Below are 19,696 nucleotides of genomic sequence, written 5' to 3' on the forward strand. Positions count from 1 at the left end.
CACCACCTACCCTGTCCGCGTGGACGGGAGCGGACCTGACGTGCGCGTCCGCGTCCTCGGTCCGCTGCGGGTCGACGTCGGCGGCAGGACGGTCGACGCGGGAGGTGGGCGCCAGCGGGAGCTGCTGGCCCGGCTCGCCGTCGCCGGTGGCGACGTGGTGTCCACCGACGCGCTGATCGACGACCTGTGGCACGGCGAGCCGCCGTCGAAGGCACTCGGTGCGCTGCAGGTGCACGTCTCCCGGCTGCGACGGGTGCTGGAACCGGACCGCCCGCCGCGGGCGCCGGCGTCGGTGCTGGTCAGCGACCCGCCCGGGTACGCGCTCGCGCTGGCGCCGGACGCGCTGGACAGCCGCCGGTTCGCCGCGCTCGTCGAGTCCGCGGCGGAACTGCCGCCCGCGGAGGCGGAGTCGGTGCTCGGCGAGGCGCTCGCCTGCTGGTCGGGTGCGGCGTTCGCCGGGTTCTCCGACGCGTCGTGGGCGGCCCCGGAGGCCGGGCGCCTGGAGGAACTGCGGCTCGTCGCGACGGAACGACGCGCGCGGGCCCGACTCGAGCTCGCCCGCCCGGACGCGGCCGTGCCGGACCTGGAACGGCTCGTGCACGACCACCCGCTGCGCGAGGGCGCCGTGGCGCTGCTCGTGCTCGCGCTGTACCGCGCCGGGCGGCAGGCCGACGCGCTGACCGTGCTGCACCGCACCCGCCGGCTGCTGGCCGACGAGCTCGGCGTCGACCCGGGACCGGAGCTGCGTGAGCTGGAACGGGCGGTGCTCGCGCACGACGTCACCTCGCCGCCCGCCGCGTCCGGGACCGGTCCGGCTACGGGCGTCGAAGCGCCCACCGGTCCGACGGCCGGCATCGATGCGGTCACCCGCCCCACCGGGCGCGGACAGCGTGAGCAGCCGGAGCTCGTCGGACGGGCGACCGAGCTGGACCGGTTGCGACGCAGGGCCGACCGCGTCGACGACGGGACGCAGCTCGTGCTCGTCACAGCCGACGCGGGCGCGGGCAAGTCCGCACTGGCCGCCGCGTTCGCCGCGGAACGGGCCGCCGACGGGTGGACCGTCGTCACCGGTCGCTGCCCGGAGGCCGCCGGCGCGCCGCCCGGCTGGGCATGGCGCGAGATCGTCGACGCGGTGCTCGCCACGCATCCGGCCGACCCGGCGACGGCCGAGCGGCTGGCCGCCCTCGAGGACGCGGGCGGCGCGGGGGAGCGGACGTTCTGGGCCGGGCGCGCCGTCGTCGACCTGCTCGCGGCGGCGAGCGCGGACGGACCACTGCTCGTGGTTCTCGACGACCTGCACCGCGCCGAGGGCGAGACGCTGCAGATCCTGCGCGCCGCCGTCACCGGCCTGGCGGGAGCGCCGGTGCTCGTGCTGGCGACGCTGCGCGGGGCCGAGATCGGCCAGGACCTGGAAGCGGCGCTGGCCGCCCTGGCCGACCCGATCGCCGACCGCATCGGGCTCGCCCCGCTCGGCACCGGCGACGTCGTCATGTTGCTGGAACGCCACGGCGTCGCGCACCCGTCGCCCGCGACGGCGCGGCTGGTCGCCGAGCGCACCGCCGGCAACCCGCTGTTCGTGCGCGAGCTGGCCCGGCTGATCGCCTCCGAGGGCGTGGCCGCGGCCGAGCACACCGTGCCCGCGGGCGTCCGGGACGTGCTGCGACGGCGGCTGGCCCGGCTCCCGGGATCGGCGCGCTCCGCGCTGTCAAGGATCGCGGTTCTCGGTCGGGACGCCGACGTCGACGTCGCGCTGGAGCTCGCCGGCGACCCGGACACGGGTCTGGACGCGCTCGAGATCGGCGTCCTGAGTGGACTGCTACTGGAGCCGGGGCCGGGCCGGATCCGGTTCTCGCATGCGCTCGTCTGCGACACGCTCTACGAGGACGTCCCGCGGCTGCGCCGGGCCCGGCTGCACGCGGCCGCGCTGGACGCGCTCGTGCGGGTCCACCCCGACGACGCCGTCCCGCTCGGCCACCACGCGCTCGCCGCGGGCACCGCCGTCGCACCGGACCTCGCACTGGACCTCGTCGAGGCGGCCGGGCACAGCGCGGCGGCATTCGGAGGCCACCGCGAGGCGGCCCGGTTCCTCGGCGCCGCAGTGGGTCTCGCCGGACCGGCCGGTGCGTCGCTCGACCGCGAGCTCTCACTGCGGTGCGCGCTTGTGACGGCGCTGGCGCAGACCGGGGACGGGTTCGCCGCGATCGCCGCCCGGCGTGACGCGATGGCCCGCGCCCGTGGCACCGACCGCATCTCCGACGTGCTCGTGAGCTACGACGCGCCGGTGTCCTGGACGATCCGGCCCGACCAGCGTGTCGACCGCGATCTCGTCGCGCTGCTGGAGTCCGAACTGGACCGCACGACCGACGTCGCGCTCCGCACGCGCCTGCTGTCCGCGCTCGTGTTCGAGCTGGAGGGCGACGACGACGAGCGCGTCCGCTCGGCGAGCGCCGAGGCCGTCGCGCTGACCGAGGACCACGACGACCCGGTGCTGCGCTGCGTCGCGCTGAACGGGCGGTTCTTCGCCGCGCTCGGGCCGGACCTGTGGCACGAGATGCAGTCGGTCGGCACCGAGCTGCTCGAACGCGCGGCCGAGGCGGGCCACGCCGGCTACACCACGCAGGGCCACCACGTGCTGTGCATGGTCGAGGCCGCGCGGCACGACCTGGACGGCGCCCAGCGGCACGTCGACGCCGCGATCGCCGCCGCACCGGCCGGACAGCTCGGCATGACGCTCGGCTGGGCGGAGGTCTACTCCGCGATGCGCGCGCTGATCGCCGGGGACCTGGAGCGCGCCGAGGCGATCTACGACGCGGTCACCGAGCGGCTGGTGGCGACGGGTTCGGTGAACGGATACGCGATGGGTGTCGTCGGGCGGTTCGTCGTCCGGCACGCCCAGGGGCGCCTCGGCGAGGTGACCGACGCCCTGGAGGCGCTCGCCGACCGGCTCCCGCCCACGTTCGGCGACTTCCGGGCCGGCGCGTTCCTCGCGGCCGGGCGGCCGGACCGGGCGCGCGAGGTGTGGCGGCCGGATTCGTTCCTGTCGCGCAGCTACTACTGGCTGCTGTGGACGTCGGTGCGGGCCGAGGTCGCCGTCGGGCTGGGTGACGTCGAGGTCGGGCGCCGCTGCTACGACGAGCTCGCCGGCTGGGCGGGCATGCTCGCCGGCGTCTCCAGCGGGACGGTCACGCTCGGCCCCGTCGACCTGGTGCTGGCCGACCTGGCGGCGCTCGTCGGCCGCCCGTACACCGAGCGCGTCGCGCATCTGCGCAACGCCGTCGCCGTCGCCGACGCGGCAGGCGCTCCCCTCTGGCGCGCCAGGGCGGAGAAGGCCCTCGCCGCCCTCGCCGCGGAGGACCCGACCGTCACCCCCTGACCGAACGAACGGCACCTTCGAGCAGTGTCATTGCGCGAACGGCACCTTCGTTCGGGATGGGGGAGGGCCGCGGCGCGGGCCGGGAGCGGCGGGTCAGCCGAAGACCAGGCGCTCGCGGCGCCGGTGGCCGGGGCGCAGCAGCCAGGCGAGTGCGACGAGCACCGGCCCGCCCTCCTTGCTCAGCACGGCGTGCTCCTCGTCGGTGACGACGGCGAGCACCCGCGGCAGCATGAAGCGCAGCCCTGGCCCGCCCTTCTGCACGCCGGCGATCACCGTGTCCCACTCCTCGGCCGGGACGTAGCGCTCGATGATCGGGAACAGGTCGGTCTCCTCGGCGTCGAGGTGCTCGTCGATCTCGTCGCGCAGGGCGGCCAGGCGTCGGGCCAGCGAGAGGGCGACGTCCGCGCGTCCGAGGTCGGTGGCGCCGCGCAGAGCCTTCGCCGTCGTGCGCAGGCCGTCCAGGAGCGGGTCGAGGGCGGCGTGGTCGTCGGACAGCTCGGACAGGTCGACGGCCTGGCCGGCGTGGCGGGCGATCACCGGCCACGCGATGTCGTCTTCGGCCGTGTGGTGGTGGTGGATCTCCTCGCACAGCTTCTCCACCCACGTCGCCAGCGCGGCGGCACGCTTGCGGTCGCACGCCTCGCCGTCGGCGATCCGCTCGGCGGTCGGGACGAGGCGGTGCAGGTCGGTGCGCATCATGCGGTGCGCGATCGCGATGCCGGTCAGGTCGGCGGTGCGGGTGGCGTCGGCGGTGGTCATGTCGAGCTCCTCTCGTCGGGAGCCCTACCGTGCGCCGGTGCGCTGTCCGGGGACTTGCAGGCGGCTTGCAGCCGCTGTCCGCCCAGGTCAGGGCGTGAAGAGGACCGTGCCGTCCTCCTCGTCGTCCTCGATCGTCGGGAGTGCGTCGGCACGCTGGGCGGCGCGGTGCAAGCGGCGCGCCGCCCGCACCTGCAGGGCCAGCACGACGAGGACGACGAGCACCAGCGCCGCGACGACCGGACCGAGCCACGGCAGCGGGTGGGCCGTGTTCGGCGTACCGATGGCGACCGGCCCGAGGATCGCGAACGCGCCCGCCACCACGAGCGGCAGGCGGGCGTTCCCGGCCACCTCCAGGGCGACCAGCCTGCGCCCGTCCGCGTCGAGCTCCTCGTAGGCCAGGAGCGACTTCCGCGCGGCGGCCCGTGCCGACGGCGTACCGAACCCGGGCTTGCCGGGGCGGGGGAGCAGGCGCGACGGGGAGCGCGGCGGCAGGAACCACAGCCCGACGACGCCGGCCAGGTGCACCAGCGCGCCGACCACGATCGCGATCCACAGCCAGGCCGACGAGCCGAGGTCACGCAGGGCGAGCAGGACGACGTACAGGCCGTAGACCAGCGCGACGACAGCGATCCCCCGGCAGGCGCGGACGAAACGCGTGCTCGACCGGCGCATCACGGGCCACGGCGCATCGTCGGTGCCGGTCCGGTCGGGGGCGGAGTCGGGAGCGGACACGTGGCCCGACGCTACCGGGCGGGTGATCGGCGACACTCGCGGGACGGTATTGACCGGCCGGCCAACCAAGAGTAGACCTGAGATCAGCCCACAGAGGACTCCCCCAGGTGGGGCTCACGAAGAAGGTGTATCGCGATGGTCGAGAGGTCATGGCAGCGTTGGCAGGACTGGGCCGCGCTCGTGATCGGTGTGCTGACGGCACTGTCTCCCCTCGTGACGACGACTGATGCCGCCGCCGCGTGGACGCTGGTCGTGCTGGGTGTACTGATCGCGGCGACCGGGCTCTGGTCGCTGGGGTCGCCGGGTTCGGTGGCCAGTGAGTACGTGCACGGGGTGCTCGGCGTGCTGCTGTTCATCGCCCCCTGGGTGATGGGCTACAGCGACCTGAGCGGTGCGTCCTGGACGTCCTGGGTCGCCGGTGTCCTCACGGTGATCGTGGCCGCGGCGGCCCTGCCGGCCGCGAACGCCGCGCACCGCGGAGCGATCGCCGCCCACTGATCCCCATCGAACCGACGCGGGCCGCGACCGGAGACGGTCGCGGCCCGCGTCGTGCGCGCGGGAGGATGTCCGTGCGAGAGGAGGCCGCGATGACCGACCCGGGGACCGGCGACGAGCCGGCTCGCGAGCGGATCCTGGCCGCGAGCGAGGAGCTGTTCGCCGAGCACGGCTTCGACGCGACGCCCACATCGCGGATCGCCGAGCGCGCGGGCGTGCCGAAGGGGCTCGTGCACTACTACTTCCGTCGCAAGGCCGACCTGCTCGAGGCGCTGGTCGAGCGGCTGCCCGCGGACGTCGTCCGGTGCTCCGACGTGATCGTGGTCGACGACCTCCCGGCCAGCCTGGAGCGCCTGGTCACCACACTGGACCGCTCGCTGGACGCCTCCTACGTGCTGTCCCACCTGCTGTGGCGCGAGGCGGACACCCATCCGGCCGTGCGGGACGCGTTGAACCGCCGGTTCGACGAGCTGGTCGCCGCCGTGCAGGAGGTCATCCGGACCGCGACCGGGTACGGGGACTCGGAGCGGGTCCGCGGCGCGGCCCGGCTGCTCGCCGCCGCGATCGGTCACCGGCACGCGACGGCCCGGCACACCCCGGACGCCCCGTCGGACCGGATGGACGCCGAGCTGGCCGTCGTGGTCGCCGCGCTGGGCGCGTGATCAGGGCCGGTCGCGCAGCACCGTGTCGCCCTTGACGAACCAGGCGGCGCCGAACGCCAGCACGGCGAGCGACTCCAGCCAGAACAGCGCGTCGATGCCGAGCAGTCCGGTCACGACGGCGAGCACCAGGCTCGCGAGGATCACCACGCCGCAGGTGCGGTAGACGGTGTTGCGCAGGGCTTTCCGCGACGTCGGCGCGCCGTCGTCGCGGGTGAACAGCACCAGGCAGAACCACGCCAGCAGCGCGAAGAACGCGGCCGCGAACGTGAGGTGCAGCCACCCGATCACGACCTGCGCGGTGCTCACCGGCCCCTCCGGCCGGGTCGGGAACAGCGCCACCCCGATCGCGGCGATGCCGGTGAGGTTGGCCAGCAGGTCGTCGGAGCGCTCGTAGCGGTAGCAGAACAGGAACACGCCGACGGCGCACAGGCTGCCGACGAACACGTCCCGCATGCCGGTGTAGTAGTAGCTGCTCAGCGAGCCGCGCAGGCCCTCCCCGGCGAGCAGCAGGTCGCCGATCGCGAGCACGAACGGCAGCGCGATGCCGATCACGCCCACCGCCCGTCGCAGACCGACGTAGGACAGGACCGCGTTCCGGGCCTCGGTGCCGGACGTCGAGGGCATGACCAAGATCGTCGCAGGAAGGGACTCGAACTGACGTTCGATTTCGGGTACCGTTGGCCGGGTGACGATGGACCTGAGCTGGCAGCCCTCGCTGCTGGACGGGGGAGAGCCGGAGGAGTCCGGCACCGCGCCCGGCTTCGAGGGCCTGTGCCGGCACGAGCTGGCGCACGGGGCCTGGGTGGACGTCGTGCCGGGGTGGGTGCGTGGCCCTGGCGCGCTGTTCGACCGGGTGCTCGGCGGCACTCCGTGGGCGGCGCACGAGCTGCGGATGTACGACAAGGTGGTCGCGGAGCCCCGGCTGACGCACCGGTGGCGGATGGACGCCGACGAGCCGCCAGCCGAGCTGGTGGCGATGGCCGGCGCGCTGAGCGCCCGGTACGGCGTCCGGTTCAGCCAGGTCGGAGCGAACCTCTACCGCGACGGGTCGGACAGCGTCGCCTGGCACGGCGACCGGGTGGCGCGCGAGCTGCCGAGCGCGGTCGTCGCGCTGGTGGCGCTCGGGGCGACCCGTCCGTTGCGGTTGCGCCCCACCGGCGGTGGCGCGTCGGTGGCGTTCCCGCTCGCGTCCGGCGACCTGCTGGTGATGGGCGGGTCCTGCCAGCGGACCTGGCAGCACAGCGTGCCGAAGGTGAGCGGGCCGTGCGGGCCGCGGATCAGCGTGCAGTTCCGGCACGCCTATCCGGACGGCGACGGCGCACGACGACGGGAGGTGCGTCCGATGGCGTGACGGGCCCCCGGCGTCCATGATCGTGCGCCGGGGAGGTCGGACATGGGTCTGCAGGTGGTCGGCGCCGGTCTGTGCCGGACGGGGACGCACTCGTTGAAGCTCGCGCTGGAGCGGCTGCTCGGCGGGTCGTGCAGCCACATGTGGGAGGTGATCCACGAGCCCGCCGCGATCGCCGGTCTGCAGGACTACGCCGACGGCGGGACGCCGGACTGGGACGCGGTCTTCGACGGGCACGTCGCGGCCACCGACATCGTGGCGGCGATGCCGTGGCGGGAGCTGCATGCGCACTGGCCGGACTCGGTCGTGCTGCTGTCCTCGCACGTCACCCCCGAGCGGTGGTGGACCAGCATGACACCGACGATCGTCGCCGGACTGCGCGACGCCGGGACGGCCGAGCCGCGCGGCGAGCACGCCGGGCGGATGGCGTTCGACCTGCTCCACCGCCACTTCCACCACGACCTCGACGACCGCGACGGCATGATCGACGCCTACGTCCGGCACAACGCGGCCGTGCGCTCCGGTACCCCGGCCGGTCGCCTGATCGACTGGACGGTCGGCGACGGGTGGGGCCCGCTCTGCGACGTGCTCGGCGTGCCGGTGCCGGACGAGCCGTTCCCGCACGTCAACTCCACGGAGGACTTCCTGCGCGCGACGGGGCAGCGCTGACGCACAGCGAGTTCATCACCCCGGCACAGCTTCCGGCGGGTGTCGGGCGGGACCCTGGGGACGTGGAACCCCACGACGACGCCACGACCCGCTCCCGGTGGCGGCTGTCCCTGCCGACCGCCCGGGCCCGGACCGCGATCCTGCAGGTCTGCGCCCCGCCCGGCCCTGCCGCGATCGGCACGCTCCGCGCGTTCGCGCGGTCGGAGGTGTTCGCCGGGCACCGGACGCACGGGCGGCCGGAGAACGTCGAGGGGGAACGGCCTGTCCTCGCGGTCCGGTAACGCGGTCGGGTGGCTGCTCGCGCTGCTCCTGCTCGCCGGCGCCTGCGCCTCGCCGCCCGACCCCGGCCATCGCACGAGCGCGGTCGCGCGCCCGCCGATGGGCTGGAACAGCTGGAACACGTTCGGCTGCGCGATCGACGAGAACCGGATCCTCGCCGCGGCGGGCGCGCTCGTGACGTCCGGCATGCGCGACGCCGGCTACCGCTACGTCGTCGTCGACGACTGCTGGCAGGCGCCGGCGCGCGCCGCCGACGGTGCGCTGCAGGCCGACCCGGTGCGCTTCCCGCACGGGATGGCGTGGCTCGGCGACCGCATCCACGCGATGGGACTGCGGTTCGGCATCTACCAGTCACCCGAGGAGCAGACGTGCGCCGAGTACGGCGGCACGCTGCTCGGCGCCACCGGCGCGCTCGGTCACGAGGACCAGGACGCCCGCACGTTCGCGGACTGGGGCGTCGACTACCTGAAGTACGACTGGTGCTCCCCACACGGCACGATCGACGACCAGGTCACCGCGTTCGCCACCATGGACCGCGCGCTGCGGGCCACCGGCCGGGACATCGTCTACTCGATCAACCCGAACAGCGCCCACTTCAACAGCGGCCCCTACTACGACTGGGGCCGGGTCGCCGACCTGTGGCGGACCACCGAGGACGTCGCCGACGCCTGGTCGACCGGCTGCGTGTCGGACTGCGCGATGGGCGTGACCGAGATCCTCGACGCCCAGGCCCCGCTCGCGGGCCGCGCGGGACCGGGCCGGTGGAACGACCCGGACATGCTCGAGGTCGGCGTGCGCGGCACGTTCACCCCGGACGAGAACCGCGCGCACATGACGATGTGGGCGATGATGGCCGCGCCGCTGATGGCGGGCAACGACGTCACCGCGATGCCCGCCGACGTGCGCGACGTCCTCACCGCACCGGGCGCCGTCGCCGTCGACCAGGACCCGCTGGGCAGGCAGGCGACCCGGCTGCGCACCGACGGGCGCGCGGAGGTCTGGGCCCGCCCGCTCGCCGACGGGTCCGTCGCCGTGGCGCTGCTCAACCGCGGCGACGCGCCGACGTCGATCGCGACGAGCGCGTCGGAGGCGGGGCTGCCAGCGAGCGCCGCGTACCGGGTGTCCGACGTGTGGGCCGGGACGTCCGCGACGACCGCGTCCCCCGATCTCGCGGCGACCGTGCCCGCCCACGGCGTCGCGTTCTACCGCGTCACACCGACGGGCTGACCGCGAGGGTTTCGGCTCGTAACGCCACCGTCACGCAGGTGGTACCCGGGCGTCCGACGCTGGACCGGTGACCGAGACCGCCCCAGCCATCCCGGCGAGCGCACCGGTGCCACTGGTCGACATCGCGCCGTGGGCCGGCGGCGATCCCGCGGGACGGGAGTCGGTGGCCACCGCCGTCGACGCGGCGCTGCGCACGTCCGGGTTCCTGCTGGTGACCGGCCACGGTGTCCCCGACGACGACCGCGCCGCCGTCCGTGACCTCGCGCGCCGGTTCTTCGCCCTGCCCGACGACGTGAAGGCCCGCTACGCGGTGACCGTCGGCGGGCGCGGATGGCTCCCGCCCGGTGTCGAGGCGAACGCCGCGGCGGAGGGCGTCACCTCGCCGCCGGACCTGAAGGAGACCTACGCGGTCGGCGCCGACACCCCGACCGGTGACCCGGACCTCGACGGGTTCTGGTTCCCGCCGAACGTGTGGCCGGACGAGGTCCCTGACCTGCGGGCCGCCGTCGTCCGGCACGTCGGAGCGATGCGGGCGCTGGCCGACGACCTGCTGCGGATCGGAGCCGTCGCGCTCGGCCGCGACGAGGACTTCTTCACCCGGCACACCGGCAACCCCAGCTACACGCTCAACATCAACCACTATCCGCCGCTGACCGAGGTCGGGCGGCCCACCCACGGGCAGTTCCGGATCGGCGCGCACACCGACTTCGGGACGTTCACCGTCCTCGACCGCGAGCCGGGCGCCGGCCGCCTGCAGGTCGACGTGCCCGGCCACGGGTGGGTCGACGCGCCGTACCGCCCGGACGCGTTCACGATCAACGTCGGCGACCTGCTGTCGCTCTGGACCGGTGGGCGGTGGCGGTCGACGCGCCACCGCGTCCTGCCGCCGCAGGCGGCGGCGCCGGACGAGGACCTGGTGTCTCTCGTCTTCTTCTACGAGCTCGATCCGGACACCTGGGTCGAGCCGGCCGGGCACGCCGCTCCGCCGGTCCGGGCGGCGGAATACCTGGCCGGGAAGCTCGCCCAGATCACGGTGCCCAGTGCCGCGCCGCAGAACGTTCAGCACCGATCTCGGAGGCCCGGGCGCCCGCAGGCGGCGTTGCCGCCCTTGCGAAGACGCCCGGTATGAGCTGCGGGCGCGCCTTGCCTGCGAACGCCTGGATCCGCCGATCCCGGCACCAACGTTCCGCGACACGGCACTAGGGAGGACCATGTCGATCACCGAGGAACCCGCCGACGTCGTTCTGCGCGACGGCGTCTACGGCGACCGCGTCGTCGCCGTCGAACCCGGCGGGGCCGAGTTCATCCCGCTCGCCGAACGGCACGGACGGGCGCGGCAGCTGTTCTGGACGTGGGCGTCGCCCAACCTCGAGTTCGCGACGATCTTCGTCGGCGTTCTCGCGGTGAGCGCGTTCAGCCTGGGCTTCTGGGGCGCGGTGGCCGGGATCGTCGTCGGGACGGCGCTCGGGTCGCTGACCCACGGGCTGCTCTCGGCACGCGGCCCGCGGGCCGGGGTGCCGATGATGGTGCTGTCCCGGCTCGGTTTCGGCTTCCGCGGCAACGTGCTGCCCGCAGGGCTGAACGCGATCGTCGGCGGCATCGGCTGGTTCGCGGTGAACAGCGTGTCCGGGGCGCTCGCGCTGTCGACGCTGACCGGGGTGCCCGCGTGGCTCGGGCTGCTGATCGTCGCGGTCGTGCAGATCGGGGTGGCGCTGCTGGGGCACAACCTGATCCACAACTTCGAGAAGATCGTGCTGCCGGTGCTGGCCGTGGTCTTCGCGATCACGTCGGTGGTGATCCTGACCCAGGTCGACCCGTCCTACGTGCCCACCGACGGGCAGCCGAACGGATCGCTCGCCGGATTCCTGCTCACCGTCGGCGCGACGTTCGGCTACGCCGCGGGCTGGAACCCGTACGCCACGGACTACACGCGCTACCTCCCGCCGTCGACGAGCCCGCGCTCGGTCGGGCTTGCCGCGGGCCTCGGGGTGTTCGTGCCCTGCGTGGTCCTGGAGACGGTCGGTGCCGCCTCGGCGACGCTGGTGTCCGATCCGGATGCGTCGCCGACGGCGGCGTTCACCGCGCACCTGCCGAGCTGGCTGGCCGCACTGACGCTGCTCTGCATCGCCGTCGGCGCCGTCGCCGCCAACGCGATCAACATCTACTCCGGCGCGCTGTCGTTCGTGGCGCTGGGCATCCGGCTGCCGCTGACGCTGCGACGGGCACTGGCCGTCGGGGTGTTCGGCGTGCTCGGCTTCCTGGTGGCCCTCGCAGGGCTGAGCGACGCGGGCCACGCCTACGAGAGTTTCCTGCTGATCATCGCCTACTGGATCGGGCCATGGCTGGCTGTCGTGTTCGCCGACATGTGGCTGCGCCGCGGGCAGCCCACCGAGCACCTGCTGTTCGACACCGGGAACCGCAACGCGGCCGGCCCGGTGGCGATGCTGGCCGGCATCGTCGTGTCGATCCTGCTGTTCTCCAACCAGGTGTCGTTCACCGGTCTCGTCCCGGCCGCGGTGCCGCAGGTCGGCGACATCGCGTTCGAGGTCGGGTTCCTGGTCAGCGGCGCGGTGTACCTCGCGATGCGGGGACGGACGCGGCGGGCCTGACGGCCTCGGCGACCACCCAGTCGAACAGCGCCTGCTCGGCCGGGACGGTCTCGGCGCGGTCCTCGGGGTGCCACTGGATCGCGACGACGCGGGCCCCCGGCATCTCCAGCCCCTCCACCAGGCCGTCGGGTGCGACGGCGGTGACCGTCAGCCCGTCGCCGACCCGGTCGATGCCCTGGTGGTGGTAGGAGGACACGGAGATCCGGTCGGCGCCGACGATGCCGCGCAGGCGGCTGCCGTCGGTGACCTCGACGTCGTGCAGGCCGTCGCGGTGGACACCGGACTCGTCGAGGTGCTGGTGCAGCGTGCCGCCGGACAGCACGTCGAGCAGCTGGAAACCGCGGCAGATCGCCAGCAGGGGGACGTCCTGCTCGATCGCCGCCCGGATGATCCCGGCCTCGAACTCGTCCTGGCCGTCGTGGTCCGCGGGTGTCGTGCGCGGGTGCGGTGCGGCGCCGTAGGTGGACGGCGACAGGTCCGCACCACCGGGCACGACGACGGCGTCGAACCGGCGCACCCGCTCGGCCGGGTCGAGCGGGCTCTCGGCGAACAGCGCGTGCGGCTCGCCGCCCGCCCGCACGATGCTGCGCAGTACCTGCACGGCGACCGCGTTGCCGTCGAACCGCAGGCCGTGGACGCGGTTCGACCACATCCCGGTGACGCCGACCAGCGGCACGGTCACCGGGCGGGCACCAGCGGGAACGGCAGCGACGGCATCCACCGCGTCCACGCCTCGGCCAGGGATCCGTCGGCGATCGTGGCGTCCAGCGCGCCGTCGATCGCGAGCCGGAGCTCGTCGTCCCCCGGGCGGACACCGGCCGCCCACGGGTTGCGGGTGCCGCCGTCGAACGCCTGGATCAGGTCCGGGTCGTCCTCGACGAGCGGGACGTTGACGACGTCGTCGTCGACGAAGCCGTCGATCGTCCCGTCGCGGGTGGCCGCGATCATGTCGCCGAACACGTCGTCGCTGCTCCCGAACCCGACCAGCTCGATGCCCGGGAACGTGCGCGCCAGCTTCTCGTTGATCGAGCCCTCGATCGCGCCGATCCGGTAGCCGGCGAGATCCTCCGGGGCACGGGCCGGGTCGCCCGACCGCACGACGAGCGTCTCGCCGAAGACCGCGTACGGCCGGGTGAAGTCCACCTGCGCGGCGCGTTCCGGGGTCACTCCCTGTCCACACCAGACGGCGTCGGCCCGCCCGTCGGTCACGGCGACGAGCAGCTGGTCCCACGGCAGGAACACCCACTCGACGTCGCGCCCCAGACGGCCGGCCACCAGCGACGCGGCGTCCGGTTCGTAGCCGGTGCGGGTGCGGCCGTCCGGGGTGCGGTGGAACAGCGGAGGCGCCTCGGAGTCGATGCACGCCAGCCGCAGCGGCCGCAGCCCGATCGCCGGGGTCACGGGAGCATCTCCCAGTACTGGTCGAACTCCCACTGCGTGATCGTCCCGCAGAACCGGGCCCACTCGTCGGACTTCAGTTCGAGGTAGACGGACGTCAGCTCGGCGGGTACGGCGTCCATCAGGTAGGCGTCGGCGCGGAACGCCTCGATCGCCTCACCCAGCGTGCGCGGCAGGCGGATGCCCGCGACGTCCCCGCCCGCGACGTCCGGCTCCCCGGCGTCCAGCTCACGCGCCAGACCGTCCTCGATGGACGCCAGCAGGTAGACCATCGACAGGTACGGGTTCACCGCGGCGTCCGGCAGCCGGTGCTCCATGCGGCCGTTCGACGAGATCCGCACGGCCGCGCCGCGGTTGTCCAGTCCCCAGGTCGGCTCGTCCGGAGCGAACTGGCCGACGTCCCAGTACCGCTTGTAGGAGTTCACCGTCGAGCCCATGACCAGCGCGGCGCCGGGGGAGTGCACCAGCATCCCGGCGATCGCCTGCCGGGCCTGCTCGGTCACGTGCAGCTCGACACGGCCGTCCTCGACGACGTTCTGCCCACCGCGCCACAGGCTCAGGTTGTGGTGACAGCCGTTGCCCATCTTCCCGTTCGTCGGCTTCGGCATGAAGCTCGCCTGCAGCCCGAGCTCGCGGGCCACCTGCTTGCAGATCTGCCGGTAGGTGATCAGGCGGTCGGCCGTCGTGTCGGCGCGGTCGAAGTCCCAGTTCAGCTCGAGCTGGCCGTCGTCCTCGTAGTCGCCCTGGATCATGTCCAGCCCGAGCGCGCGGGCGTAGCGGATGACGCGCTGGAAGACCGGACGCATCCGCTCCAGGTTCTCCACCTGGTAGGCCGGGCTCTGGCCGTCCTTCGTCTGTACCTCCATCCCCGGTCCGGCCCACGTCATCTCCGGCTCCAGCCCGCTGCGCAGCTCCAGCCCGGTCCGCGCGATGAACCCCTCGTGCGCCACCTGGGCCAGGGCCCGGGTGTCCAGCGCCATGATCCGGCCGCCGACACCGGTCAGGTGCGGGGGCTCGTAGGCGCGGCAGAACACCCGCGCGACGGTCGGGTCCCACGGCAGCACCTGGAGCGTCTCCGGCTGCGGCAGGCCCCAGAACTCGCGGGCCTCGATGCCACCGCCGACCAGGTCACCGTCGCGTGTGGACTGCAGGTCGGTCAGCGCGGTCCGGTGGAAGCAGATCCCCTTGGCGAGCATCCGTTCCAGGTGCCCGGCCGGCACGACCTTCGCGACCGTCCGCCCGCCGATCGTCGGGACCATGTAGTAGACGAACTCCACGGCGGACCCGAGGACGTCCTGGCACCGGGCGACGGTGGCGGGGTCGGTGTTGGACGACCGGTGCCGGTCGAACGCGTCCCGGTCGGCGAGCGCCGCGCGCAGGTCCTCACCGAACCGGCCCGCGGTGACATCCTCGGCGATCGTCATGGGGGGCTCCTCGGGAATCGGTGCGGATCAGCGCGCGTCGAACGTGATCGGGTAGCGGATCGGGCCGGTGTTGCCGGAGTCGGGCAGCCACTCGTCGCCACCCGCCGCGCGGACGTTCGTGAGCCGCCGGGTCAGGGTCGCCAGCGCGACGCTCATGTCGGCGCGCGCGATCTGGTGGCCGATGCAGTGGTGGATGCCGCCGCCGAACGTGTTGTGCGGGCTGCGCTCCGCGGTCACCTCGACCGTGTCACCGTCCGGGTAGACCTCCGGGTCGGTGCCGGAGGCGTAGGCGAACAGGTGGACCGTCGTCCCCTTCTCGATCTCCAGGCCCTGGAACTCGAACGACTCGGCGGCCTCGCGGGTGACCCACGTCGTCGTCGGTGCGACGCGCAGCGCCTCCTCCATCGCCGGCCGGGCCAGCTCGGGGCGTTCGGCGATCAGCTCCCACTGGGCCGGGTCGTGCAGATAGGTCCGCAGGATCAGACCCAGCTGGTTGCGGGTGGTGTCCATGCCGCCGAACACCATCAGCACCAGCGCGTTGCGCAGCTCGGCCTGCGAGAGCTTGTCGCCGTCCTCGGAGTGGTGGACCAGCCGCGTCACGATGTCGTCGGACGGGTGGGCGAGCCGGTCCGCGATCAGCTTCTCGGCGTACTCGTAGAGCGCCGACACGGCCTCGTCGATGCGGTCGATGTCGTCGCGGATGCTCACCGCGAGGGCGAGCCCGATCGTGTTCGCGTGCTCGGCGATGAACGTCCAGTCCTCGTGCGGCAGGCCCATCATCGTGCACAGCGCGCGGGCCGCGTAGGGCTCGGAGAACTCGCTCACGAACTCGGCGTGGCCGCGTCCGGCGAACCCGGCGACGAGCTCCTCGGCGACCTCGGCGAACGCGGGCTCCAGGCGCCGTGCGCTCGCCACGGTGAACGCCGGCGTCAGCAGCCGCCGGATCCGGTGGTGCTCGTCGCCCTCCAGCACGAGCAGGTTCCTGACCCACCACTCGTGGAACGTGCCGCCGTGCACGCCGTGGTGGTCCGGCCAGCGCGCGCTGCCCTGGGACAGCGACGGGTTCTTCAGCAGCTGCCTGACCTCGGCGTAGCGCAGTACGGCGAGCCCGTAGTTGGTGCGGGCGAACCAGGACCGCTCCCTGGCTTCGCGCACCGCCTCGGAGTGCATCGAGAATGCCGGGTCGGAGATGTCGAGGTACGGAACGTCCGAGACGTGGTCCATGCTGTGCTTTCCCTCTCCATCCGGAGACGACGCGAGAATAAACTACAAGTGAAGGTATTAGCCCGCAAGAACGACCATCCGGTCACGAAGGGGACGGCGGTGTCCGATCGGGAGACGCTCCTGCCCGTCATGGTCGAGGACGCCGGCGCGACGGCGAGCGGGCCGGGCATCGCGGACCGGCTCGCGTCGTCGATGTCGCTCGGTCTGTACTCGCCGGGCGAGCGGCTGCCGACCGAGATCGACCTGGCCCGGCAGTTCGGGGTCGCGGTCGCGACCCTGCGCAAGGCGCTGGCGGTGCTGCGCGAGCGCGGGCTGGTGGAGACGCGGCGCGGGCGCAGCGGGGGCACGTTCGTCGTGGCGGCGCCGTTCCCGACCGACGACGAGGTGGTCACGGCCCTGGTCGGGACGAGCGTCGTCGACCTGCGTGACCTGCACGACGAGTCCGTCGCGATCGGGTCGGCGGTGGCCAAGCTGGCCGCCTCGCGGATCCCCGCTGCGGCCGTCGGTGGGCTGCTCGAGCTCGCGGACCGGCTCCCCAGGGCACGCTCCGCGCAGGAGCGGGCCGTCGCGGACAGCCGTTTCCACATCGAGCTGGCCGTGCTCGCCCAGTCACCGCGCCTGCTGCGTTCCGAGCTGCGGCTGCAGAGCGAGATCAGCGCGCTGTACTGGTCCGACGTCGTGGCCGACGCGGACGCGCCCGGTCTCGTGCACGCCGAGCACGTGCGCGTCGTCGAGGCCGTGCGGGACGGCGACGCCCGCGCCGCCGAGCGGCTGATGGGCGAGCACGTCCACCGCTGCGCCTACCTCCTGATCGACGCCAAGATCGCGCTCGGCCAGGATGGCGGGCCCGACGTCCCGTCGACGACGAGAGGCCGACGACCGTGACACCCGATCTCGACGATCCCGTCGGCGACCTCGCCCGCTGGTTCGCGGACACGTTCGCCGACATCGGGACGATGAACCGCGACTTCAGCGCGGAGATCGAACGGCACACGAGCCCCGGCGACGACGTCGCGCGGCTGGCCGACGCGGCCCGGGACCCGCTGGGGGAACGCGCCCGTCGCTTCCTCGCCGACCACCCGAGCGCGGACGGCGCCGGGCTGGTGTTCGCCCGCCCGGACGACGCGGGCTCGCCGAGCGCCATCGAGTGGTGGGAGCGCGGACCGGACGGGGAGGTCGGCCGATGCCAGTTCGGCGTCGACCCGGCAGGGGCCCGGTTCTACGAGTACGACCGGCTCGAGTGGTTCACCCGCGCCTACCACGACGGCCGCCCGTGGATCGCCGGTCCGTACATCGACTACCTCGGCGTCGAGCAGTACATCGTGACGCTGACGGTGCAGGCCGTCGCGCACGGACGCGCGGTCGGTGCCGCCGGCATCGACATCCGGGTCCGGGACCTCGAGCGCGTGCTGCTGCCGATCCTGCGGCGGATCCCCGGCGAGGCGGCCGTGCTCAACCCGCACAACGGGGTCCTGGTCGGCAACTCCAGCCGCCTGCTGGCGGGCGATCGCCTGCCGGAGATCCCGGACGGGTTCCGGCTGACCGACCTGGGCGACACCGGGTCGTTGCTGCGCCTGCTGCACCGCTGAGCGGAGCGCGACGGGCCGCGGGCGGAGTTACGTCAGGGCTACGACGGCGAGACGAACTCCCGTCTGCCCTTTTCGCGGCGTTTTAGATCTGCTTCTATATGTTTTGTCGGCGTGACCCGCACCACAGACGTGGGCTCGGTCCGCAGCGGTCACGCCCCGGGCCTGCCACCGACACGCGCAAGGAGTGCCCCGTGAAGTTCAGCTACGTCATGCTCCCCGACTACCCGCTGACCGAGTCGCTGGCGTCGATCCAGCTCGCCGACCAGCTCGGCTTCCACGCCGTCTACGCCGCGGACGAGACGTGGCACAAGGACCTCTGGCTGCTGTTCGCCGCGGCCGCGGACAAGACCACGAACATCCGGATGGGTCCGAGCGTGTCCGGTGTGGTGCTGCGCGAGCCGTCTCTGGTCGCGCAAGCCACCGCGACGCTCGACGAGCTCACGAACGGCCGTGCCGAGGTCGTGCTCGGCTCGGGCAACTTCGGCCTGCTCGCGCAGTACGGCATGGACTGGACCACCCAGAAGCCGCTGTCTCGGGTGAAGGAGGGCGCACACGTCGTCCGTACCCTGCTCGACGAGGGCGCGATCACGCTCGACGGCGAGTTCTTCACCTACAACGGGCTGTTCACGTTCGCCCGGCCGGCGGGGCGGGTGCCGGTGAAGATCGGCTCGATGGCCGGGCCGCGGTCGTTCCAGGTGGCCGGCGAGGTCTCCGACGGCTGTCACCACGCGCTGGGCTACACCCGCGAGGCGTACCAGTACATGTACGACAACGTGAAGATCGGCGCGGAGAAGGCCGGGAAGAACGTCGACGACCTGGATCTCGCCGCCTGGTGCGTGTTCGCCGTCGGCGAGGACTCGGCCGTCGCCAAGGAGGCGGCCAAGTCGATGGTCGGTCTGTACGCCTCGGCGATGCCGGAGTCGCTGCTGGAGCGCAACGGCGTCTCGCCCGGCGAGATGAAGCCGGTCATGGACAAGTTCCTCGGGGGCGACCTGGCCGGCTCGATCGACGCGACGTCCGACGAGCTCGCCGACAAGCTCTCGATCGCCGGCACGCCGGAGGAGTGCGTCGCGAAGATCCAGGAGATCAAGGCGGGCGGCGCGAACCACATGATCTGCGCGATCACCGACGCGACCCTGGTGAAGACGTTCATGGGTCGTGACATCCCGGGCATCGCCTCGGTCGACGACCAGCTGCGGCTGATCGCCGAGAGGATCATGCCGCAGTTCGCCTGACCGGCGGGTCCTGCAGGCTCGCCGACCGATCGGGGCAGCGCATAGTCTGCGCCGATGCAGCGCAAGATCGGCGTGATGGGCGGGACGTTCGATCCCGTCCATCACGGACACCTCGTCGCGGCCAGCGAGGTCGCGGACCGGTTCGCCCTGGACGAGGTGATCTTCGTTCCGACCGGTCAGCCGTGGCAGAAGTCCAGCCGCGAGGTGTCGCCCGCCGAGGACCGCTACCTGATGACGGTCGTCGCGACGGCGTCGAACCCGCGGTTCTCGGTGAGCCGGGTCGACATCGACCGTGCGGGCCCGACCTACACCGCGGACACGCTCGCCGACCTGCACGCCGCGATGCCAGACGACCAGCTGTTCTTCATCACCGGAGCGGATGCGCTGCAGGCGATCCTGTCGTGGAAGCGGCTCGACGAGATGTTCCGGCACGCGCACTTCGTCGGCGTCACGCGCCCCGGTTACGAGCTGGAGGACGACCACCTGCCCGACGGCGCCGTGTCGCTCGTCGAGGTGCCGGCGATGGCGATCTCGTCGAGCGACTGCCGCGAGCGCGTCGCCGCCGGGCACCCGGTCTGGTATCTGGTCCCGGACGGCGTCGTGCAGTACATCTCCAAGCGGAATCTCTACCGGGAAACAGGGCCCTGACCTGCGGCTCTCGACCGCCCATGAT

General features: G+C 73.2%; 20 protein-coding genes. 13 read left to right on the forward strand and 7 right to left on the reverse strand.

Features of this window, described 5'->3' with window-relative positions:
- The first annotated feature begins 19 nt into the window (after nucleotides 1-19).
- A complete protein-coding gene (locus EV378_RS25010; RefSeq protein WP_207908860.1) occupies nucleotides 20-3,373 on the forward strand; it encodes an ATP-binding protein in 3,354 nt (1,117 codons plus the stop codon).
- Nucleotides 3,374-3,466: 93 nt separating this feature from the next.
- On the opposite strand, the gene EV378_RS25015 is transcribed toward EV378_RS25010, so the two are convergent.
- Nucleotides 3,467-4,132: a hemerythrin domain-containing protein gene (locus EV378_RS25015; protein WP_132429861.1), complete on the reverse strand. Its 666-nt coding sequence runs from the start codon at nucleotides 4,130-4,132 to the stop codon at nucleotides 3,467-3,469.
- A gap of 87 nt (nucleotides 4,133-4,219) precedes the next feature.
- Nucleotides 4,220-4,864 (reverse strand): hypothetical protein, encoded by a 645-nt coding sequence (locus EV378_RS25020; RefSeq protein ID WP_132429862.1) that lies wholly within the window; start codon nucleotides 4,862-4,864, stop codon nucleotides 4,220-4,222.
- Between the two features lie 135 nt (nucleotides 4,865-4,999).
- Between EV378_RS25020 and EV378_RS25025 the strand changes: the two genes are divergently transcribed.
- The gene (locus tag EV378_RS25025; protein WP_132429863.1) at nucleotides 5,000-5,362 is read left to right on the forward strand and encodes an SPW repeat domain-containing protein; all 363 of its coding nucleotides are present in this window, start codon (nucleotides 5,000-5,002) and stop codon (nucleotides 5,360-5,362) included.
- A gap of 89 nt (nucleotides 5,363-5,451) precedes the next feature.
- Nucleotides 5,452-6,021, forward strand: coding sequence for a TetR/AcrR family transcriptional regulator (locus EV378_RS25030; RefSeq protein WP_207908861.1), 570 nt, complete (start codon nucleotides 5,452-5,454; stop codon nucleotides 6,019-6,021).
- Here EV378_RS25030 and EV378_RS25035 read toward each other — a convergent pair whose 3' ends face one another.
- Entirely contained in the window at nucleotides 6,022-6,645 is a 624-nt protein-coding gene (locus EV378_RS25035; RefSeq protein WP_132429865.1) for a DUF998 domain-containing protein, read from the reverse strand.
- A 67-nt stretch (nucleotides 6,646-6,712) separates the two neighbouring features.
- On the opposite strand from EV378_RS25035, the gene EV378_RS25040 reads away from it, so the two are divergent.
- The 6 genes from EV378_RS25040 (at nucleotide 6,713) to EV378_RS25065 (ending at nucleotide 12,153) form a co-directional block, all read left to right on the forward strand.
- Nucleotides 6,713-7,372 carry an alpha-ketoglutarate-dependent dioxygenase AlkB gene (locus EV378_RS25040; protein ID WP_132432712.1) on the forward strand — a complete coding sequence of 220 codons (660 nt, stop codon included), beginning with the start codon at nucleotides 6,713-6,715 and terminating at the stop codon, nucleotides 7,370-7,372.
- A 42-nt stretch (nucleotides 7,373-7,414) separates the two neighbouring features.
- Nucleotides 7,415-8,038, forward strand: a complete 624-nt coding sequence (locus tag EV378_RS25045; RefSeq protein ID WP_132429866.1) for a sulfotransferase family protein — start codon at nucleotides 7,415-7,417, stop codon at nucleotides 8,036-8,038.
- Nucleotides 8,039-8,100: 62 nt separating this feature from the next.
- The gene (locus tag EV378_RS25050; RefSeq protein WP_132429867.1) at nucleotides 8,101-8,319 is read left to right on the forward strand and encodes a hypothetical protein; all 219 of its coding nucleotides are present in this window, start codon (nucleotides 8,101-8,103) and stop codon (nucleotides 8,317-8,319) included.
- 97 nt (nucleotides 8,320-8,416) lie between these two features.
- A complete protein-coding gene (locus tag EV378_RS25055; protein WP_132429868.1) occupies nucleotides 8,417-9,544 on the forward strand; it encodes a glycoside hydrolase family 27 protein in 1,128 nt (375 codons plus the stop codon).
- 67 nt (nucleotides 9,545-9,611) lie between these two features.
- Nucleotides 9,612-10,673: an isopenicillin N synthase family dioxygenase gene (locus tag EV378_RS25060; protein WP_243653757.1), complete on the forward strand. Its 1,062-nt coding sequence runs from the start codon at nucleotides 9,612-9,614 to the stop codon at nucleotides 10,671-10,673.
- Nucleotides 10,674-10,755: 82 nt separating this feature from the next.
- Entirely contained in the window at nucleotides 10,756-12,153 is a 1,398-nt protein-coding gene (locus EV378_RS25065) for a purine-cytosine permease family protein (RefSeq protein ID WP_132429869.1), read from the forward strand.
- On the opposite strand, the gene EV378_RS25070 is transcribed toward EV378_RS25065, so the two are convergent.
- The 4 genes from EV378_RS25070 to EV378_RS25085 are packed head-to-tail and all read right to left on the reverse strand — an operon-like array spanning nucleotide 12,104 to nucleotide 16,199.
- On the reverse strand, nucleotides 12,104-12,835 hold the full coding sequence (locus EV378_RS25070; RefSeq protein ID WP_132429870.1) for a gamma-glutamyl-gamma-aminobutyrate hydrolase family protein: 732 nt from the start codon (nucleotides 12,833-12,835) through the stop codon (nucleotides 12,104-12,106). The genes EV378_RS25065 and EV378_RS25070 overlap by 50 nt on opposite strands.
- Nucleotides 12,832-13,554 carry an ABC transporter substrate-binding protein gene (locus EV378_RS25075; protein ID WP_207908862.1) on the reverse strand — a complete coding sequence of 241 codons (723 nt, stop codon included), beginning with the start codon at nucleotides 13,552-13,554 and terminating at the stop codon, nucleotides 12,832-12,834. Before EV378_RS25075 ends, EV378_RS25070 begins: the two co-directional genes overlap by 4 nt.
- On the reverse strand, nucleotides 13,551-14,975 hold the full coding sequence (locus EV378_RS25080) for a glutamine synthetase family protein (RefSeq protein ID WP_132429871.1): 1,425 nt from the start codon (nucleotides 14,973-14,975) through the stop codon (nucleotides 13,551-13,553). Before EV378_RS25080 ends, EV378_RS25075 begins: the two co-directional genes overlap by 4 nt.
- 27 nt (nucleotides 14,976-15,002) lie before the next feature.
- On the reverse strand, nucleotides 15,003-16,199 hold the full coding sequence (locus EV378_RS25085) for a cytochrome P450 (protein WP_132429872.1): 1,197 nt from the start codon (nucleotides 16,197-16,199) through the stop codon (nucleotides 15,003-15,005).
- A 99-nt stretch (nucleotides 16,200-16,298) separates the two neighbouring features.
- Here EV378_RS25085 and EV378_RS25090 point away from each other — a divergent pair, with 99 nt between their 5' ends.
- From EV378_RS25090 to nadD, 4 genes are all read left to right on the forward strand, one after another.
- Nucleotides 16,299-17,084 (forward strand): FadR/GntR family transcriptional regulator, encoded by a 786-nt coding sequence (locus EV378_RS25090; RefSeq protein WP_132429873.1) that lies wholly within the window; start codon nucleotides 16,299-16,301, stop codon nucleotides 17,082-17,084.
- Nucleotides 17,081-17,788, forward strand: a complete 708-nt coding sequence (locus EV378_RS25095; protein WP_132429874.1) for a cache domain-containing protein — start codon at nucleotides 17,081-17,083, stop codon at nucleotides 17,786-17,788. Before EV378_RS25090 ends, EV378_RS25095 begins: the two co-directional genes overlap by 4 nt.
- Nucleotides 17,789-17,979: 191 nt before the next feature.
- A complete protein-coding gene (locus EV378_RS25100; protein ID WP_132429875.1) occupies nucleotides 17,980-19,023 on the forward strand; it encodes an LLM class flavin-dependent oxidoreductase in 1,044 nt (347 codons plus the stop codon).
- 54 nt (nucleotides 19,024-19,077) lie between these two features.
- Entirely contained in the window at nucleotides 19,078-19,671 is a 594-nt protein-coding gene (gene nadD, locus EV378_RS25105; protein ID WP_132429876.1) for a nicotinate-nucleotide adenylyltransferase, read from the forward strand.
- Nucleotides 19,672-19,696 lie beyond the last annotated feature (25 nt).

The sequence above is a fragment of the Pseudonocardia endophytica genome, assembly GCF_004339565.1.
GTDB classification, from domain to species: Bacteria; Actinomycetota; Actinomycetes; order Mycobacteriales; family Pseudonocardiaceae; genus Pseudonocardia; species Pseudonocardia endophytica.

What these genes read in the sequence shown, in the direction of transcription:
- EV378_RS25065 (WP_132429869.1), top strand. Translation starts at nt 10,756, where the DNA reads ATGTCGATCACCGAGGAACCCGCCGACGTCGTTCTGCGCGACGGCGTC.
- nadD (WP_132429876.1), top strand. Translation starts at nt 19,078, where the DNA reads ATGCAGCGCAAGATCGGCGTGATGGGCGGGACGTTCGATCCCGTCCAT.
- EV378_RS25035 (WP_132429865.1), bottom strand. Translation starts at nt 6,645, where the DNA reads ATGCCCTCGACGTCCGGCACCGAGGCCCGGAACGCGGTCCTGTCCTAC.
- EV378_RS25045 (WP_132429866.1), top strand. Translation starts at nt 7,415, where the DNA reads ATGGGTCTGCAGGTGGTCGGCGCCGGTCTGTGCCGGACGGGGACGCAC.
- EV378_RS25055 (WP_132429868.1), top strand. Translation starts at nt 8,417, where the DNA reads ATGGGCTGGAACAGCTGGAACACGTTCGGCTGCGCGATCGACGAGAAC.
- EV378_RS25040 (WP_132432712.1), top strand. Translation starts at nt 6,713, where the DNA reads ATGGACCTGAGCTGGCAGCCCTCGCTGCTGGACGGGGGAGAGCCGGAG.
- EV378_RS25080 (WP_132429871.1), bottom strand. Translation starts at nt 14,975, where the DNA reads ATGACGATCGCCGAGGATGTCACCGCGGGCCGGTTCGGTGAGGACCTG.
- EV378_RS25025 (WP_132429863.1), top strand. Translation starts at nt 5,000, where the DNA reads ATGGTCGAGAGGTCATGGCAGCGTTGGCAGGACTGGGCCGCGCTCGTG.
- EV378_RS25015 (WP_132429861.1), bottom strand. Translation starts at nt 4,132, where the DNA reads ATGACCACCGCCGACGCCACCCGCACCGCCGACCTGACCGGCATCGCG.
- EV378_RS25030 (WP_207908861.1), top strand. Translation starts at nt 5,452, where the DNA reads ATGACCGACCCGGGGACCGGCGACGAGCCGGCTCGCGAGCGGATCCTG.
- EV378_RS25085 (WP_132429872.1), bottom strand. Translation starts at nt 16,199, where the DNA reads ATGGACCACGTCTCGGACGTTCCGTACCTCGACATCTCCGACCCGGCA.